This window comes from Streptomyces sp. NPDC002643, assembly GCF_053592555.1.
In genome coordinates this window covers 101534-118465 of the sequence record NZ_JBSFVY010000030.1, presented here as the reverse complement: position 1 = coordinate 118465, position 16932 = coordinate 101534, and the positions used below count along the sequence as shown (strand labels likewise).

Below are 16932 nucleotides of genomic sequence, written 5' to 3'. Positions count from 1 at the left end.
CGCGCCCCTAAAAAGCACGGGCGCAGCCCCAAGCTTTTAGGGGCGCGGGGAACTGCGCGATCGGCCCCCACCCACCCGCACCCGCCAACCGACCCAACCCCGGCGGGGGCGAGACTCCTCAGAGACGCGAGACGTTGCGCTCGTACACCAACCGCAACCCGATCAACGTCAACCACGGCTCATGCTCGTCGATCACCGACGACTCACCCAGCACCATCGGCGCCAACCCCCCCGTCGCGATCACGGTCACCTCCTCGGGATCATCGGACAGCTCACGCACCATCCGACCGACCACCCCGTCCACCTGCCCGGCGAACCCGTACACGATCCCCGCCTGCATGGCCTCGACCGTGTTCTTCCCGATGACACTGCGCGGCCGCGCCACCTCGATCTTGCGGAGCTGGGCGCCCTTGACGCCCAGCGCCTCCACGGAGATCTCGATACCGGGGGCGATCACACCACCCACGTACTCGCCCCGCGCACTCACCGCGTCGAACGTCGTCGCCGTACCGAAGTCGACGACGATCGCCGGCCCCCCGTACAGCTCGACCGCCGCGACCGCGTTGATGATGCGGTCGGCGCCGACCTCCTTGGGGTTGTCGGTGAGGATCGGGACGCCCGTCTTGACGCCCGGTTCGACGAGGACCGCGGGGACGTCGCCGTAGTAGCGGCGCGTCACCTCGCGGAGCTCGTGCAGGACGGACGGGACGGTCGCGCAGATGGCGATGCCGTCGATGCCGTCGCCCAGTTCCTCGCCGAGCAGCGGGTGCATGCCCATGAGGCCCTGCAGCAGGACCGCGAGTTCGTCGGCGGTGCGGCGCGCGTCCGTGGAGATCCGCCAGTGTTCGACGATGTCCTCGCCGTCGAACAGTCCGAGGACGGTGTGGGTGTTGCCCACGTCGATGGTCAGCAGCATGGCCCGTCGTCCGTCCTACTCCGCCGCGCGCAGGTCGAGGCCGATGTCGAGGATCGGGGAGGAGTGGGTCAGCGCCCCGACCGCCAGGTAGTCGACGCCGGTGTCGGCGTACGCCTTGGCGTTGGTCAGGGTCAGTCGGCCCGATGCCTCCAGGGCCGCGCGGCCGTCGACGATGGCCACGGCCTCCTCGCACTCGATCGGCGTGAAGTTGTCCAGGAGGATCAGATCGGCGCCCGCGTCGACGACCTCGCGGAGCTGGTGGAGGGTGTCCACCTCGACCTCGATGGGCACCTCGGGGAACATCTCGCGGACGGCCTTGAACGCCTGGGCGACTCCGCCGGCGGCGACCACGTGGTTGTCCTTGACCAGTGCCGCGTCGGACAGCGACATGCGGTGGTTGACGCCGCCGCCGCAGCGGACCGCGAACTTCTCCAGGGAGCGCAGGCCCGGTGTGGTCTTCCTGGTGTCGCGCACCTTCGCCCTGGTGCCCTCCAGCGTGTCCGCCCACGCGCGCGTGGCGGTCGCGATGCCGGAGAGGCGGCACAGGAGGTTGAGGGCGCTGCGTTCGGCGGTGAGCAGGTCGCGGGTGGCTCCGGTGACGCTGAGGAGCTTCTGGCCGGCCTCCACGCGGTCGCCGTCGTCGACATGGCGCTCGACCTCGAACTCGTCGGAGCAGGCCACCGACAGGACCGCCTCGGCGACCCTGAGGCCCGCCACGACGCCGCCCTCGCGCGCGGTGAAGTCGGCGGTGGCGCGGGCGTCCTCGGGGATGGTCGCGACGGTCGTCACGTCGACGCCGTGGTCGAGGTCCTCCTGGATGGCGACGTTGGCGATGTCCTCGACCTCCACGGGGTCGAGTCCGGCGTCGGCCAGGAGCTGGGCGAGCGCGGGGTCGAGCCCGCACTCCAAGTACTCGTCATCCGCGATGCCGTCGGCGCCGCAGGCACAGCCGTCGCCGCAGCCGCCGCCGGAGGCGAGGGGAAGTTCGGGGGTGGTCACGTCTGTCACTGCTCCTGGAGGTGCGGCCGGGTCGGGGGGAAGTCTGCGGTATCGGTGGTGTGTACGGCGAGCGTCCGGTCCGGATTCAGCCGTACGACGATGTGGCGGCGCCACTCGGTGTCGTCGCGCTCGGCGTGGTCCTCGCGCCAGTGGCAGCCCCGGGTCTCCTCGCGGAGCCGGGCGGCGGCGACCAGGACGCGGGCCACGCACAGCAGGTTGGTGGTCTCCCAGGTGTCGACGCCGGGCTCGGCGGTCTTGCCGTTGACGTCGAGGGCGTCGCGGGCGTCGGCGTGCAGCCGGTCCAGGGCGGCGGCGGCCTTGGCCAGGGACTCCTCGGAGCGCAGCACTCCGGCGCCCTCGGTCATGGTCCGCTGGATCGCGAACCGTATCTCCGGGGCGAGCAGCGGATGCGCGGGCTTCTCGGCGTACGGGACGGGCTGGGGCACGCGCGCGTGGAGGCCGTTCTCGGCGTGGCCGGCGACGATGTCGGTGACGATGCGCTCGGCGTAGACCAGGCCCTCCAGGAGGGAGTTGGAGGCGAGCCGGTTGGCGCCGTGGACGCCGGTGCAGGCGACCTCGCCGCAGGCGTAGAGGCCGGGGACGGTCGTGCGGCCGTGGGAGTCGGTGCGGACGCCGCCGGAGGCGTAGTGGGCGGCCGGGGCGACCGGTATGGGCTCGGTGACCGGGTCGAGGCCGTTGGCGCGGCAGGCGGCGAGGATCGTGGGGAAGCGGTGCTCCCACATGTCGGCGCCGAAGTGCCGGGCGTCCAGGTACATGTGTTCGGCGCCCCGCTCGTGCATACGGCGCATGATGCCCTTGGCGACGATGTCGCGCGGGGCGAGTTCCGCCAGCTCGTGCTGGCCGATCATGAAGCGCACCCCGTCGGCGTCGACCAGGTGGGCGCCCTCGCCGCGTACCGCCTCGGAGACCAGGGGCTGCTGGCCCTCGGCGTCCGTGCCCAGGAACAGCACGGTGGGGTGGAACTGGACGAACTCCAGGTCGGAGACCTCGGCGCCCGCGCGCAGGGCGAGGGCGACGCCGTCGCCGGTGGACACGGACGGGTTGGTGGTGGCGGAGAAGACCTGGCCCATGCCGCCGGTGGCGAGGACCACGGCGGGGGCGTGGACGGCTCCCACGCCGTCGTGCTGGCCCTCGCCCATGACGTGCAGGGTGACACCGGCGGTACGGCCCTCCGCGTCCGTCAGGAGGTCCAGGACGAGCGCGTTCTCGATCGTGCGCAGTCCACGCGCGCGTGCCGCTTCGACGAGGGCCCGGGAGATCTCGGCGCCGGTGGCGTCGCCGCCCGCGTGGGCGATACGGCGGCGGTGGTGGCCGCCCTCGCGGGTCAGCTCCAGGCCGCCCTCCTCCGACTCGTCGAAGTGGGCGCCGGTCGCGATCAGACGGCGTACGGCGTCGGGGCCCTCGGTGACGAGGAGGCGTACGGCGTCCTCGTCGCACAGGCCCGCGCCGGCCACCAGGGTGTCGTCCAGGTGCTGGTCGGGGGTGTCGCCCTCGCCGAGGGCGGCGGCGATGCCGCCCTGGGCCCAGCGGGTGGAGCCGTCGTCGAGGCGGGCCTTGGTGACGACGACGGTGCGCAGGCCGGCGGCCTCGCAGCGCAGCGCGGCGGTCAGGCCGGCGACGCCCGAGCCGACGACCACGACGTCGGCGTTGATGGACCATCCCGGTGCGGGCGCGTGCAGTCTTATGCCTGTGCTGGTCACGAGGCGGCTCCGAAGGTCAAAGGGATGTTGTCGATCAGCCGGGTCGTCCCCACCCGGGCCGCGACGGCGAGGACGGCTTCGCCGGTGAAGTCGTCGGGGATGTCGGTGAAGTCGGCCGGGTCGACCAGGGCCAGGTAGTCCAGGGCCAGCGGCGGCTTCATGCGCTGGGCGTCGTCGAGGACCAGGCGGGCGGCGGCGCGGACGGCGGCCGGGCCGCCGGGCGCGGCTTTGGCCATGGCGTGGGCGTCGGCGGCCGCGCGGGACTCGCCGATGGCGCTGAGGGCCTCGGCACGCGCGCGCGTGGAGGGCACTTCGCGGGCACGCGCGCGCAGGGCCTCCTGCGCCGCATGCCGGTCGCGGCCCGCGAACAGCGCCTGGGAGAGCGCCAGGGCCGTACGGCGTTCGGCGGCGGACAGATAGCGGTTGCGGCTGGACAGGGCCAGACCGTCGTCCTCACGGACGGTCGGGACGGCGACGATCTCCATGCCGAAGTTCAGATCGCGGACCATGCGGCGGATCAGGGCGAGCTGCTGGGCGTCCTTCTGGCCGTAGAGCGCCACGTCGGGGCGGGTGAGGTGGAGCAGTTTGGCGACGACGGTGAGCATGCCGTCGAAGTGGCCGGGCCGGGAGGCGCCCTCCAGACGCCCGCCCATGGGGCCGGCGGTGATGCGGACCTGGGGCTCGCCGCCGGGGTAGACCTCGTCCGCCGAAGGTGCGAACACGACGTCGGCGCCGCATTGTTCGGCGAGCTTGACGTCGGCGTCCAGGGTGCGCGGATAGCGGTCGAGGTCCTCGCCTGCGCCGAACTGCAGGGGGTTGACGAAGACGGTGACCACGACCTCGCCGGTGTCGCCCGCGATCTCGCGCGCGGTGCGGATCAGCGTGGCGTGGCCCTCGTGCAGGGCGCCCATGGTCATCACGACGGCCCGGCGTCCCGCACGCGTGCGTGCGTGCAGTTCGTCGGCGGTACGCAGCACGGTGGTGGTCATCGGGCGTTCCCTTCGGTGCCGTCGCTGCCGTCGGCCGCGGCCGTCCCGCCCGCGAGTACCCCGAGGAGGTCCTCGGCCAGCTCCGGCTTGAGCAGGCCGTGGGCGAGGGCACGGTCGGCGGTCGCGCGGGCCATCGCCAGATACCCGGCGACGGTCGCCGGGGCGTGGGCGCGCAGCTCGGCGACATGGGCGGCGACCGTGCCCGCGTCCCCGCGCGCGACGGGGCCGGTGAGGGCCGCGTCACCGGAGCGCAGGGCGTTGTCCAGGGCGGCGCCCAGGAGGGGGCCCAGCATGCGGTCGGGGGCGGTGACGCCTGCGGTGCGCAGCAGCTCCATGGACTGGGCGACCAGGGTCACCAGATGGTTGGCGCCGAGGGCGAGGGCCGCGTGGTAGAGCGGCCGGTCGGCCTCCGCGATCCACTCGGGCTCACCGCCCATCTCGATCACCAGGGCCTCGGCGGCCAGCCGCAGCTCCTCGGGCGCCGTCACCCCGAACGAGCACCCCGCGAGCCGCTGGACGTCCACCGGGGTCCCCGTGAACGTCATCGCCGGGTGCAGGGCCAGCGGCAGCGCGCCCGCGCGCAGCGCCGGGTCCAGCACCTTCGCCCCGTACCGCCCCGAGGTGTGCGCCAGCAGTTGCCCCGGCCGCACCGAACCCGTCTCCGCCAGGCCCTCGACCAGGCCCGGCAGGGCGTCGTCCGGCACGGTCAGCAGGACCAGCTCGGCGCGCTGCAGCACATCGGCCGGGGACATCAGCGGAACGTCGGGCAGCAGCGCCGCCGCGCGCCGCCTGGAGGCGTCGGAGACGCCGGAGACGGCCACCGGGCGGTGTCCCGCCAACTGGAGCGACGCCGCCAGCGCGGGACCGACCCGGCCGGCGCCGACGACACCGACGGTGAGCCGCGCGGGGCGGTCCTTCGGCTCTGGTTGCTGGAATGTACTCACTCGGTGGTGGCCTTCCCGTTCCAGTCCGCTCTGGGTACCGGACGATTTCTCGTCATGTTAACGCGATTGGTTCGAGGGTCGATCGGTTGTCCACAGGCTGTGGGTGGGCGCGGGAAGAGTCCGCAGGTCACGCCCGTACGGCCAGTATGAAAAACCCGTGCCGGGGGACACGGGGCGCGGGATGATCCGGGGATGACCGATACAGCGGAGAAGGCAGCGGGAACGACGGACGAGCAACCGCTTTCCGGGGGCGGGGAGTCCGCCGTCGAGGAGTCGGCGGCCGCGGCCCGCTACGGACGGCGTCGGGCCGCGCACCGGGCGGCGGAGCGGGTGTTGTCGCGGACGAGTGCGCTGGCGACGGTCCGTGAGCGGCTGGCGCTGCTGGAGGCGGCCGGGGACGTGTACGACCTGGACGAGCCGGCGGACATGTACGGCAACGGGATCGTCGAGACGCTGGAGGAGCGGACCGCCGCGCTGCTCGGCATGGAGGCCGCCGCGTTCTTCCCGACCGGCACGATGGCCCAGCAGGTGGCGCTGCGCTGCTGGGCGGGCCGTACCGGGAACCCGGCCGTCGCGCTGCACGCGCTCTGCCACCCCGAGATGTACGAGCGGCATGCCTTCAGCCAGGTCAGCGGTCTGCGGCCGGTCCGGCTGACCGGCGAGCCCCGGATGCCGACCGCCGACGAGGTGCGCGACCTCGACGAGCCCTTCGGTGCCCTGATGCTGGAACTGCCCCTCAGGGAGGCCGGTTTCGTGCTGCCGTCCTGGGACGAGCTGGTGGAGGTCACCGAGGCGGCACGCGCGCGTGAGGCCGTGGTGCACTTCGACGGGGCCCGGTTGTGGGAGTCTGCCACCCATTTCGGCCGCCCCGTCGACGAGATCGCGGGCCTCGCGGACAGCGTCTATGTCTCGTACTACAAGTCCCTGGACGCGTACGGCGGGGCCGCGATCGCCGGTCCCCGGGCCCTGATCGACGAGGCGAAGGCCTGGCGGCACCGCTACGGCGGCCAGCTCTTCCAGCAGTTCCCCACGGCCCTGTCCGCGCTGATCGGCCTGGACCGCGAACTGCCCCGGCTTCCCGCATACGTCCGCCACGCGCGCGTGATCGCCGCCGCGCTCCGGGAGGGCTTCGCGGCGGCGGGCGTCCCCTGGGCCCGGGTCCACCCCGAGGAACCGCACACCAACGAGTTCCAGCTCTGGCTCCCCTACGACGTCGACGTCGTCGCGGAGGCGGCGGTCTGCCTGGCCGAGGAGACCGGGACTTCACTCTTCGCCCGACCCTGGGATCTGGGCGGGCCGGGGCTGGCCGTCACCGAACTGGAGGTCCGCGCCGCCGGGTTGGAGTGGACAGCCGAGGACGTGAAGAAGGCGGTGGCGGAGTTCGTGGCACGAGTGGGCCAGGTGGCGACGGAGGAAGGACCGGAGGCGGAAGGGCCACAGAAGGCCGACGGGTAGGGGGCGTTGTCAGTGGTCGAGTGCACCATGGGTCCATGAGCGTGCGGATCGATGTCTCGGGGCTGCGGCGGGAGAGTGTGGCGGTCGCGCCCTCGCCGTTGGCCGAGCTCGGCATGGCCCTGCATGTGCTGGCCGAGCCGGGGCATCATCCGGGGCTCCAGGGGTGGGTCACGGGGGTGACGGCCCGGCTGGACGCCCACGTGGCCGATCGGATGTGCGAGGCGGACTTCCTGTGGCGTACGACGTTCTCGGACCTGTTCATGCCGTTCGCCGGCATCCCCGGGCGGGACACGCGGCCGGGGGCGACGCTCGCCGATGAACTGGACCTGCTGGACAAGTTGACGGACGACCAGTTCGTGGACGCGGGCCTGGAGTTCGTCTGCTCCCCGGGGTACGCGTACGACTCGCGGCGGCCCGGTCCGCTGTCCGACCCGGAGATGCGGCGGCGTGCCCTGGAGCTGGCCGCCGCGCGCGGGCCGCGGCAGGTGCGGTTCGCCCGGCGGCTGCTGGCGGACCCGCCGGGGACACGGGCCTGGCTGCGGCAGTTCCTGGAGGATTGCGACGAGGCGTTCTTCGCCGAGACCTGGTCCCGGCTGAGTCACCCGCTCGCGGCGGACGCCCGCCACAAGACCGAGGTGTTGCGGCACAAGGGCCTCGCGGAGGCGCTGGCCGCCGTCTCCCCCGCCATGGCCCTGGACGAGGCCGGGGCGTGGATCATCGTGGACAAGCTGTCCGAGGGCCGTACGACCACGGCGGACGGCGGACTGCTGCTGATCCCCACCAGCCTCGGCCGCCCCCACCTCGCCGTGCTGCACCGCTACGGCTGGCAGCCGGTGATCCAGTACCCGGTGGCCGCCGCCGACCCCGTCGCCCCGCCCTCGGTCGAGCAGCTCGCCCTGCGGATGACCGCCCTGTCCCACCCCGTCCGGATGCGCCTGTGCCGCAACCTCGCCCGCAGCGCGTACACCACGGGCGAGCTGGCCCAGATGCTCGGCATGACGCCACCGGAGATATCCCGGCATCTGGCCGTCCTGAAGAGGGCGGGCCTGCTCACCACCCGCCGACGCGGCCGGTACGTGCTGCACCAGCTGGACGTGACGGTGGTGGCCCGGCTGGGCAGCGACTTCCTGGAGGGGGTGCTGCGGTAGGCCGGGGTGGGGCCTCAGCCCTGCCCGCCCGCCCGTACCAGCCCCGTCTCGTACGCCAGCACGACCACCTGGACGCGGTCGCGCAGGCCCAGCTTGGTCAGGATGCGGCCGACGTGGGTCTTCACGGTCGCCTCGGAGAGGACGAGGCGGGCGGCGATCTCGCCGTTGGAGAGCCCTTGGGCGACGAGGATCATGACCTCGCGCTCGCGTTCGGTGAGCCGCTCCAGCTCCTTGTGCCGGGGCTCGGCCGCGGTGCCCGGCAGCATCGGGGCGAACCGGTCGAGGAGCCGCCGGGTGGTGGAAGGGGCCACGACGGCGTCACCGCTGTGCACGGAACGGATCGCGGCCAGCAGCTCACCGGGCGGCACGTCCTTGAGCATGAAGCCGGAGGCGCCCGCCTTCAGCCCCGAGAAGGCGTACTCGTCGAGGTCGAACGTGGTCAGGATCAGCACCTTCGGCGGGTTCGGCTCGGCGCAGATGCGACGCGTGGCCTCGACACCGTCCAGCTTCGGCATACGGACGTCCATCAGGACGACATCGACCTCCGTCGACCGCACCACCTGGAGGGCCTCGACACCGTCGCCCGCCTCCGCCACGACCTCCATGTCCGGCTGAGCCGCCAGCACCATCCGGAACCCGGTGCGCAGCAGCACCTGGTCGTCGACGAGCATTACGCGGATCGCCATCGGGGTCCTCTTCCGTGTCCGGCACGACGGCCGGCATGTCCGTTGCGGGCGCCTTGGTCGCTATGGGCGCTGTGGCGGTTGCGGGCGTTGCGGGTGTTGTGGGCGTTACAGGTGTCAGTGAGTGACATGACCGGGTCAGTGTGCGGGTTTCAGGGGCAGCAGGGCGCTGATCCGGAAGCCGCCGCCGGGGCGGGGGCCCGCGTCCAGCGTGCCGCCGACCATACCGACCCGCTCCCGCATCCCGATGAGCCCGTGCCCCTGCCCGTCGGCGCCGCCCTCCTCGTACAGCTCATGGGGTGCGCCCTTGCCGTCGTCCTCGACGAGCAGACCGAGGCCGTCGTCGAAGTAGACCAGCCGGACGCTGGCGCCGGTGTTCGGGCCGCCGTGCTTGCGGGTGTTGGTGAGCGCCTCCTGGACGATGCGGTACGCCGTCAGCTCGACCCCGCTGGGCAGCGGGCGCGGGGTGCCCTCGACCTTGAAGTCGACGGGCAGCCCGGCGACACGGCACTGTTCGACGAGGTCGTCGATCTGCTCCACGTCCGGCTGCGGAACGTACTCCCCGACCTCCTTGTGCTCGCCGGTGCGCAGGACGCCGAGGAGGCGGCGCATCTCGGCGAGGGCCTGCCGGCCGGTGGACGAGATGGTCTCCAGGGCCTTCTTCGCCTGGTCCGGGGCGGCGTCGAGAACGTAGGCGGCGCCGTCGGCCTGGACGACCATCACCGAGACGTTGTGCGCGACGACATCGTGCAGCTCACGGGCGATCCGGGCGCGCTCGGCGGCGACGGCCACCTTGGCCTGCGCCTCGCGCTCCCTCTCCAGCCGGGCGGCGCGCTCCTCCAGCTGCGCGAAGTACGCGCGCCGGGTGCGCAGCGAGTCGCCCAGCACCCAGGCGAGGACGAACGGCACGGTCAGCACGACCGCGAGCGCCGCGTTGCCCAGGATGCTCACCCGCTCCTCGTACCAGCGCATCTGCGCCAGTGACGCCGCGGCCAGGGCGCCGGCCAGGGCGAGCCGGGAGGCCCAGCGGGCGCCGTTCGCCGCGACCGTGTAGATGATCACCAGCATCGCGAAGTCGGCCGGCATCCTCGGTACGTCGAGGGCCAGTTGCAGGACGCCCGCCACGGCGGCGAGGACCAGCATCTTCTCGGGGAAGCGGCGCCGCAGGGCGACCACCAGGCAGAGCATCGACGTGATCGTCACGATCGCGGCTTCGTTCACGTCCGACGCGTAGTCCGGGTCGACCGTGCCGCCCACCAGGGACATGCCGAGCAGGACGACGGCCCAGAAGCCGTCGACCCATGTCGGATGCCTGCGGAGGAAGTCATAGAGGCGCTGCACGTAACCCAGCGTAGGGAAGGGGGCCGTGTGCCGGGGTCAACCGGAGGGTCGATCCGTGGGCGGGGCACGTACTCCCCAAGGTGGAGGCGTGGCGCTCCGCTTAGCCTGGCGTTGTGATGGATCGCCTAGGAGCTCGGGGGGAGATGTCCGTGTGCGACTGCGGGTCCGTTGTGGTTGATCGCGCCCACGCGGCGGAGCCGCATATGTCACAGCCCCGCGCCCCTATCGGGGCGCGGCCTTGGCTGGCGGCGGCCGAAGAGGCGCTCTATGGGGTCCACGGGTTTTATCGACGGTCTGAAGGGCCCGCCGGACACTTTCGGACCTCCGTGCACGCGTCCTCGCTCTTCGCCGGGGCCGTTGCCCGGTTGTTGTCTCGGGTCGACGAAGCCTTGGGGCATCCGGACGAGCTGGCGTTCGTGGACATGGGGGCCGGGCGGGGGGAGCTGGTGAGCGGAGTGCTCGCGACCCTTCCCGCTGACGTGGGCGACCGCACGCGCGCGTATGCCGTTGAGATCGCCGAACGGCCTGACGGACTCGACGACCGGATCGAGTGGATGGGCGAGCCGCCCTCGGCCATCACCGGGCTCCTCTTCGCCAACGAATGGCTCGACAACGTGCCTGTCGAGGTCGTGGAGGTCGACTCGGCGGGTGTGGCTCGCCTCGTCCTCGTACGGGAGGACGGCGCCGAACGGCTCGGGGAGCCCGTCGGTGGGGTGGAGGCGGAGTGGCTGGGGCGGTGGTGGCCCTTGGGTGCGGAGGAGGGGTTGCGGGCCGAGATCGGGGTGTCTCGTGATCGGGCCTGGGCCGGTGCTGTGGCCGGTGTCGAGCGGGGGCTCGCCGTCGCCGTCGACTACGCGCACCTCGCCGGGGGACGGCCGCCCTTCGGGACGCTCACCGGGTTCCGGGAGGGGCGGGAGACGGCGCCGGTGCCGGACGGGTCCTGCGACATCACCGCGCATGTGGCGCTGGACGCGTGTCTGGAGGCGCCGAAGCTGCCGGGTGCCCGGCTGCTGACCCAGCGGGAGGCCCTGCGTGCCCTGGGGGTCACCGGAGCCCGTCCCCCGCTCTCCCTGGCGAGCGCCGACCCCACGGCGTACGTACGGGCCCTGGCGGGTGCGGGCGAGGCCGCCGAGCTGACCGCGTCCGGCGGTCTGGGCGACTTCGGCTGGCTGATGCAGCCGGTTGGAATTCCAAACCCACTCGGGACGTGAGCCGACACCTACATGTCGACGCCTACTTGTCGACGCCTACTTGTCGACGCCTACTTGTCGATGTCCCCCACCACGAAGAACAGCGAGCCGAGGATGGCCACCATGTCGGCGACCAGCGTGCCCGGGAGGAGTTCGGTGAGGGCCTGGATGTTGTTGTAGGAGGCCGAGCGGAGCTTGAGGCGGTACGGGGTCTTCTCGCCCTTGCTGACGAGGTAGTAGCCGTTGATGCCGAGGGGGTTCTCGGTCCAGGCGTACGTATGTCCCTCGGGGGCCTTGAGGACCTTGGGGAGGCGCTGGTTGACGGGGCCGGGCGGGAGGTCGGCCAGGCGGTCGAGGCAGGCGTCGGCGAGCGCGAGGGAGTTGTGGGTCTGCTCCAGGAGGCACTCGAAGCGGGCGAGGCAGTCGCCCTCCTGCCGGGTGACGACCTTGAGGACGTCCTGGAGTTCGCCGTACGCGAGGTACGGCTCGTCGCGCCGCAGGTCGAAGTCGACACCGGAGGCGCGGGCGATGGGGCCGCTCACCCCGTACGCGTGCACGGTCTCGGGGGCGAGGACGCCCACGTTCCGCGTCCGGCCGCGGAAGATCTCGTTGCCGAGGACGAGGTCGTCGAAGACGCCCATACGGGAGCGGACGTCAAAGACGGCGGCACGCGCGCGTGCGGTCCAGCCGGCCGGGAGGTCCTCCTTGAGGCCGCCGACGCGGTTGAACATGTAGTGCATGCGTCCGCCGGAGATCTCCTCCATGACGTTCTGCAGTTCCTCGCGCTCCCGGAACGCGTAGAAGACGGGGGTGATGCCGCCGAGTTCCAGGGGGTACGAGCCGAGGAACATCAGGTGGTTCAGGACGCGATTCAGCTCGGCGAGGAGCGTACGCATCCAGACAGCGCGCTCGGGGACCTCCATGCCGAGCATGCGTTCGACACCGAGGACGACGCCCAGTTCGTTGGAGAACGCGGAGAGCCAGTCGTGACGGTTGGCGAGCATGATGATCTGGCGGTAGTCACGCGCCTCGAAGAGCTTCTCCGCGCCCCGGTGCATATAGCCGATCACCGGCTCCGCGCTGGTGATCCGCTCGCCGTCCAGGACGAGCCGCAGCCGCAGCACACCATGGGTGGACGGATGCTGCGGGCCGATGTTCAGCACCATGTCCGTGCTCTCGGCGGCGCCGCCGACACCGATCGTCGTCTCTCTGGTCTCCGTCGGGGGAGTCATGAACACAGTCTGTCCTACGTACGCTGGCGGAATGGAGACGGGGACCTTGGAAGGCAGCGAGGACGGCGCCGGGGGCGTGGGCGGCGCCGGGGGCGCGGACGGTGAGCGCGTGGACGGTGAGCCGACGTGGATCGGGTTGCCGCCGGGGCTGTTGCGGATGAGGCGGCTGCTGCTGGTGGTGTGGCTGGGGCCGATCACCGTGGCCGCCGGCGTGCTGCCGGGCCGGCTGGCCGGGCCGGTGTGGGCGCTCTTCGCTCTGCTGCCGCTGGGTCTGCTGCTGTGGGGCTGGCCGATGCTGGGGCGCAACTGGCGTTCCTGGCGGTACGCCGAACGGGCCGACGACCTGTTGATCAGCCGGGGGGTGCTGTGGCGTGAGGAGACCGTCGTGCCGTACGGCCGGATGCAGTTGGTCGAGGTGACCTCCGGGCCCGTCGAGCGGCACTTCGGGCTGGCGAGCGTGCAGCTGCACACCGCCGCTGCCGCCACGGACGCCCGTATCCCCGGCCTCGACCCCGCCGAGGCCGAACGCCTCCGCGACCACCTCACCGAACTGGGCGAGGCCCGATCGGCAGGACTGTGACATGCCGGCACGGGACACCGGGGACGACGCCGTACAGGACAACGGGGACACGGTCGCCGAGCCGGGGTCGGCCGGGGACTCCACGACCCCCGCGGCGGTCGCCGAGCAGCGGCTGCACCCCGTGACTCCTTTTCGGCGGGCCTGGGCGCCGGTGGCCGTGTTGATCGGGTGGGCGGCGCACGATCCGGACGGGGCTCAGCGGCATCTGACCCGGCTCGACACCTCCACGCTGCTGATCGGGCTGGCGGTGCTGGTGCCGGCGGCCGGCCTGTACGGCTTTCTGACCTGGTGGTTCACCCACTTCGCGGTGACGGACAACGAACTGCGCATCCGTACCGGCCTCGTCTTCCGCCGCACCGCGCACATCCGCCTCGAACGCATCCAGGCCATCGACATCACGCGCCCCCTGCTGGCCCGGATCGCGGGCGTCGCCAAACTCAAACTCGATGTCGTCGGCACCGACAACAAGGACGAGCTGGCCTATCTCGGCGAGGCCCACGCCCGCGCCCTGCGGGCCGAACTCCTCGCCCGCGCCGCCGGTTTCGCCCCCGAGACCGCACACGAGGTCGGCGAGGCCCCGGCCCGCCAACTGCTGAAGGTCCCCGGCGGCGTACTCGCCGTCTCCCTGATCCTCACCGGCGGCACCTGGGGAATGCTCATGGCCGCGATCGTCGTCCCGTCCGTGCTGTGGATCGCGACGGAGAGCGTGTGGACGGTCCTCGCGACCGCGCTGCCGCTGATCGGCGCGGCCGGGGCGAGCACCGTGGGCCGGTTCGTCGGGGAGTACGACTGGACGGTGGCCGAGTCGCCGGACGGCCTCCGCATCGACCGCGGTCTCCTCGACCGTACGCACGAGACGGTGCCGCCGGGCCGCGTCCAGACCGTACGGATCGTCGAGCCGTTGCTGTGGCGGCGCCGCCGATGGGTCCGGGTGGAGCTGGACGTGGCGGGCTCCACGAACTCCGTGCTCGTACCGGTCGCTCCGCGCGAGATCGCCGAGTCGGTGATAGCGCGGGTGCTGCCCGGCGTGACGGTGCCGGACGCGTCGGCGCTCGTACGACCGCCGGGGCGGGCCCGTTGGTGCGTCCCGCTGTGGTGGAAGGGGCACGGACTCGCCGTCGACGACAAGGTGTTCGCGGCCCGGCACGGTCTGCTGCGGCGCCGACTGGACCTCGTACCGCACGCCAAGGTCCAGAGCGTACGGCTGTCGCAGGGGCCCTGGGAGCGGTTCAAGCGCGTCGCCGATGTGCGGGTGGACACCGGGGCCAACAAGACGGTGACGGCGCGGCTACGGGACGCCGAGGAGGCGGCGGAGCTGCTGCGGGCGCAGGCGGAGCGGTCCCGGACGGGGCGCCGGGAGGCGGGGCCGGACCGGTGGATGGCCGAACCGTCGCGATCGTGAAGGGGCGCAGCCCCAAAAGGGGCGCGGGGCTGTGTCGATATGCGGCTCCGCCGCGTGGGCGCGAGCAACCACGAACGAGCCGCAGCCGCCCGCCCACTGGACCGACCGAGCTCTTGGGCGCCCGGCGATCGCCACAACGCGCCCGGCGGTCGCACAGGGCACGCGGCGATCGCTAGGACGCCGCGGTACGCAGGCCCTTCAGATCGATCTGCTCCGTCTCGTCGTGGGCCGTCAGGTCGATGACCTGGCCGATACCGCGCGACGCCTCGTCGACCCGCTTGAACTCCGCCTCGGACTCGGCCTTGTGCAGGGCGAGGGCCTCCTGACCGACCACGTCGGCGAGGTCCTCGTTCTGCACGTCCGCGATCGCGTAGGACTCCTTGTTCGTACCGAAGAAGTCGAAGCCGCCCTCGACGGCGGCCCGCCGCTGCGGCACCGCCGGAACGACGGCCACGGCGGTCGGCACGGTGAAGTGCCCCGCAGGCCGTACGACCGGCAGCCCGGCCGACCCCGGAAGCGGCCCCTCGGCAGCGGGAACTTCCGCCCCACCGGCCTCGGTCACACGGGTCTCAGTCCCAACGGCCTCCGAACCGACGGCCTCCGAACCGACGGCCTCCGACCCGACGGCCTCCGCACGAGCGGTCACCGACGGCGCCGGAACCGGTCCCGTCGGCAGCGGCTCGGCGGCGGTCGCCTTCTCGTGCCGGTCGGCGTCGGCGGCCGTCTTCGCCGGGTCGCTCTCCTCGACGGCGACCACCGGCACCGGCGCCTGCTCGGCATCGGCCTCGTTGGGACGCCCCTGGCGGGACCCCCCACCCGTCGGCCCGTCCGGGTCCCCCTCGGGCGAACCGCCCTTGCCCGAACCGTCCTTGGGCGAACCGTCCTTGGGCGAACCGTCCTTGGGCGAACCGTCCTTGGGCGAACCGCCCTTGCCCGAACCGTCCTTGGGCGAACCGTCCTTGGACGCGCCCGCCTCGGCGGACTCGTCACCAGCGGCGTCGCCCGCCTGCCGGTCGGACTGCCCCATGGCCTCCGCCTCGACCTCGGCCTCCTCTTCGGCGGCCTCCGCCTCGACCTCGGACTCGGCAGCCGCGTCGCCCTCTTCAGCCTCTACGCCGACGGCGTCGCTCTCGACGTCAACCGCACTCTCGGCACCGGCGTCGGCCTCCCGCTCCTCCGCCTCCCGCACAGCCGCCCGCTGGGTGATGATCCGCTCCAACGCCGAGTTGGCCCGGAGGAACAGCGAGGACCCGGCCGGTGAGAACACCCCGACCGCCGCCTTCCCGCCGCCCTCGGTCTCCTCGGCCTCCACGGACTTCTCGACCTCTTCGCCCTCTTCGGTCACGTCACCGTCGGCACCGGGGACAGCCACAGCCCCACTTTCCGACATCCGTACCGCCCCGGCGCCCGTACCCGCGGCGCTCCCCCGAGCCCCCCAAGGCGCCCCCGGCACGGGAACCCCCTGCGGCGGCACCGGCGTGGCCTGGGCGAACGTACCGGCCCCGGCCACGGCACCCGCCGTACCGGCCGTACCCGCACCGGAGGAACCGGCCGCCAAGGCCCGCCCCTCGCCGGGGGCGGCCGTCTCGATCTCCAGCAGGCGGCGGCCCTCCAGCGCGCTGGCCCGCTCGGTCTCGGCCGTGGCGTACCGGCGCAGCAGCGCCGCGTGCTCGTTGCGGAGGTTCGCCAACTCGGCCCGCTTGGCGCGCAGCTTGTGCTCCAGCTTGGTGCGCAGCTCGCGGGACTCCTCAAGGTCGGTCTCCAGTTCGGCGACCTTCTCCTCGTGGCGCCACTCGTCGCTCGCACGCGCGCGCGTGAGGTCGGCGACGCGTTTGCCGGCCTCGACGTCCCAACGGCGCATCACGGCGGCGCCCACGGCCGCCGTCGCCGCGGCGACGGCGGCGCTGACCCGGAGCACCGCCTGCTCGGCGAAGACCCAGGGCCCGAGGGCGCAGACGAGCGAGACGCCCGCGATCGCCGTGGGGGGCAGCAGCCTGTGCAGAGGTGGTGAATGGCGGTGACGTCCACGTGGCATGGCCAGAAACTTACCGCGCGTAGGCGAATGATGGTGCCCCGGGCGGTAAAAACTCAGCCGCCGCCCAAGCTCTCACACGCCTTCCCAAGCTCCCTCACCACCCCGGCACCAATGCGCCCACCGGTGACTCCTCCGCTGGATCAACTTCCGGCATTCCAGATAGGTGTTGGCCACTTCGCGCTCTTTCCGGCCGGGGAATTCCCGAGAATTGCCGCCCGTACTCACCATCGCCCTCGCCGCTCACTCTTCATCGGCCTCATCGGTCGCCCGACACCGGTACTCACCGGCCCCCCGACA

At 72.5% G+C, this 16932-nt stretch carries 14 protein-coding genes; 5 read left to right on the top strand and 9 right to left on the bottom strand.

Annotated elements, in window-relative coordinates; all coding sequences use genetic code 11:
• Nucleotides 1-118: 118 nt before the first annotated feature.
• From ACWD4G_RS35135 to ACWD4G_RS35115, 5 genes are read right to left on the bottom strand one after another with little or no spacing between them, the layout of a single operon-like run.
• Nucleotides 119-916: a type III pantothenate kinase gene (locus ACWD4G_RS35135; RefSeq protein ID WP_451300797.1), complete on the bottom strand. Its 798-nt coding sequence runs from the start codon at nucleotides 914-916 to the stop codon at nucleotides 119-121.
• 15 nt (nucleotides 917-931) lie between these two features.
• The gene (nadC, locus tag ACWD4G_RS35130; protein WP_451300795.1) at nucleotides 932-1915 is read right to left on the bottom strand and encodes a carboxylating nicotinate-nucleotide diphosphorylase; all 984 of its coding nucleotides are present in this window, start codon (nucleotides 1913-1915) and stop codon (nucleotides 932-934) included.
• Between the two features lie 5 nt (nucleotides 1916-1920).
• Nucleotides 1921-3636, bottom strand: coding sequence for an L-aspartate oxidase (locus ACWD4G_RS35125; RefSeq protein WP_451300793.1), 1716 nt, complete (start codon nucleotides 3634-3636; stop codon nucleotides 1921-1923).
• Entirely contained in the window at nucleotides 3633-4625 is a 993-nt protein-coding gene (gene panC, locus ACWD4G_RS35120; RefSeq protein WP_451300790.1) for a pantoate--beta-alanine ligase, read from the bottom strand. Before panC ends, ACWD4G_RS35125 begins: the two co-directional genes overlap by 4 nt.
• The gene (locus ACWD4G_RS35115) at nucleotides 4622-5569 is read right to left on the bottom strand and encodes a Rossmann-like and DUF2520 domain-containing protein (RefSeq protein WP_451300788.1); all 948 of its coding nucleotides are present in this window, start codon (nucleotides 5567-5569) and stop codon (nucleotides 4622-4624) included. Before ACWD4G_RS35115 ends, panC begins: the two co-directional genes overlap by 4 nt.
• 192 nt (nucleotides 5570-5761) lie before the next feature.
• Here ACWD4G_RS35115 and ACWD4G_RS35110 point away from each other — a divergent pair, with 192 nt between their 5' ends.
• Both ACWD4G_RS35110 and ACWD4G_RS35105 read left to right on the top strand, forming a co-directional pair.
• Nucleotides 5762-7024: a threonine aldolase family protein gene (locus ACWD4G_RS35110; RefSeq protein WP_451300786.1), complete on the top strand. Its 1263-nt coding sequence runs from the start codon at nucleotides 5762-5764 to the stop codon at nucleotides 7022-7024.
• A 35-nt stretch (nucleotides 7025-7059) separates the two neighbouring features.
• On the top strand, nucleotides 7060-8172 hold the full coding sequence (locus tag ACWD4G_RS35105; protein ID WP_451300784.1) for a DUF5937 family protein: 1113 nt from the start codon (nucleotides 7060-7062) through the stop codon (nucleotides 8170-8172).
• Nucleotides 8173-8186: 14 nt separating this feature from the next.
• Here ACWD4G_RS35105 and ACWD4G_RS35100 read toward each other — a convergent pair whose 3' ends face one another.
• Together ACWD4G_RS35100 and ACWD4G_RS35095 are read right to left on the bottom strand one after the other, a co-directional pair.
• Nucleotides 8187-8858 carry a response regulator gene (locus tag ACWD4G_RS35100; protein WP_451300782.1) on the bottom strand — a complete coding sequence of 224 codons (672 nt, stop codon included), beginning with the start codon at nucleotides 8856-8858 and terminating at the stop codon, nucleotides 8187-8189.
• Nucleotides 8859-8993: 135 nt separating this feature from the next.
• Nucleotides 8994-10196: a sensor histidine kinase gene (locus ACWD4G_RS35095; protein WP_451300780.1), complete on the bottom strand. Its 1203-nt coding sequence runs from the start codon at nucleotides 10194-10196 to the stop codon at nucleotides 8994-8996.
• 203 nt (nucleotides 10197-10399) lie between these two features.
• Between ACWD4G_RS35095 and ACWD4G_RS35090 the strand changes: the two genes are divergently transcribed.
• A complete protein-coding gene (locus ACWD4G_RS35090) occupies nucleotides 10400-11407 on the top strand; it encodes an SAM-dependent methyltransferase (RefSeq protein WP_451300778.1) in 1008 nt (335 codons plus the stop codon).
• Between the two features lie 50 nt (nucleotides 11408-11457).
• On the opposite strand, the gene ACWD4G_RS35085 is transcribed toward ACWD4G_RS35090, so the two are convergent.
• A complete protein-coding gene (locus ACWD4G_RS35085; protein WP_451300776.1) occupies nucleotides 11458-12618 on the bottom strand; it encodes an NADH-quinone oxidoreductase subunit D in 1161 nt (386 codons plus the stop codon).
• A gap of 31 nt (nucleotides 12619-12649) precedes the next feature.
• On the opposite strand from ACWD4G_RS35085, the gene ACWD4G_RS35080 reads away from it, so the two are divergent.
• Nucleotides 12650-13198 carry a PH domain-containing protein gene (locus tag ACWD4G_RS35080; RefSeq protein WP_451300774.1) on the top strand — a complete coding sequence of 183 codons (549 nt, stop codon included), beginning with the start codon at nucleotides 12650-12652 and terminating at the stop codon, nucleotides 13196-13198.
• 1 nt (nucleotide 13199) lies between these two features.
• A complete protein-coding gene (locus ACWD4G_RS35075) occupies nucleotides 13200-14600 on the top strand; it encodes a PH domain-containing protein (protein WP_451300772.1) in 1401 nt (466 codons plus the stop codon).
• A gap of 172 nt (nucleotides 14601-14772) precedes the next feature.
• Here ACWD4G_RS35075 and ACWD4G_RS35070 read toward each other — a convergent pair whose 3' ends face one another.
• The gene (locus tag ACWD4G_RS35070; protein ID WP_451300770.1) at nucleotides 14773-16635 is read right to left on the bottom strand and encodes a hypothetical protein; all 1863 of its coding nucleotides are present in this window, start codon (nucleotides 16633-16635) and stop codon (nucleotides 14773-14775) included.
• Nucleotides 16636-16932: the final 297 nt, after the last annotated feature.

What these genes read in the sequence shown, in the direction of transcription:
- ACWD4G_RS35135 (WP_451300797.1), bottom strand. Translation starts at nt 916, where the DNA reads ATGCTGCTGACCATCGACGTGGGCAACACCCACACCGTCCTCGGACTG.
- panC (WP_451300790.1), bottom strand. Translation starts at nt 4,625, where the DNA reads ATGACCACCACCGTGCTGCGTACCGCCGACGAACTGCACGCACGCACG.
- ACWD4G_RS35110 (WP_451300786.1), top strand. Translation starts at nt 5,762, where the DNA reads ATGACCGATACAGCGGAGAAGGCAGCGGGAACGACGGACGAGCAACCG.
- ACWD4G_RS35105 (WP_451300784.1), top strand. Translation starts at nt 7,060, where the DNA reads ATGAGCGTGCGGATCGATGTCTCGGGGCTGCGGCGGGAGAGTGTGGCG.
- ACWD4G_RS35100 (WP_451300782.1), bottom strand. Translation starts at nt 8,858, where the DNA reads ATGGCGATCCGCGTAATGCTCGTCGACGACCAGGTGCTGCTGCGCACC.
- ACWD4G_RS35090 (WP_451300778.1), top strand. Translation starts at nt 10,400, where the DNA reads ATGTCACAGCCCCGCGCCCCTATCGGGGCGCGGCCTTGGCTGGCGGCG.
- ACWD4G_RS35085 (WP_451300776.1), bottom strand. Translation starts at nt 12,618, where the DNA reads ATGACTCCCCCGACGGAGACCAGAGAGACGACGATCGGTGTCGGCGGC.
- ACWD4G_RS35080 (WP_451300774.1), top strand. Translation starts at nt 12,650, where the DNA reads ATGGAGACGGGGACCTTGGAAGGCAGCGAGGACGGCGCCGGGGGCGTG.
- ACWD4G_RS35075 (WP_451300772.1), top strand. Translation starts at nt 13,200, where the DNA reads ATGCCGGCACGGGACACCGGGGACGACGCCGTACAGGACAACGGGGAC.
- ACWD4G_RS35070 (WP_451300770.1), bottom strand. Translation starts at nt 16,635, where the DNA reads ATGCCACGTGGACGTCACCGCCATTCACCACCTCTGCACAGGCTGCTG.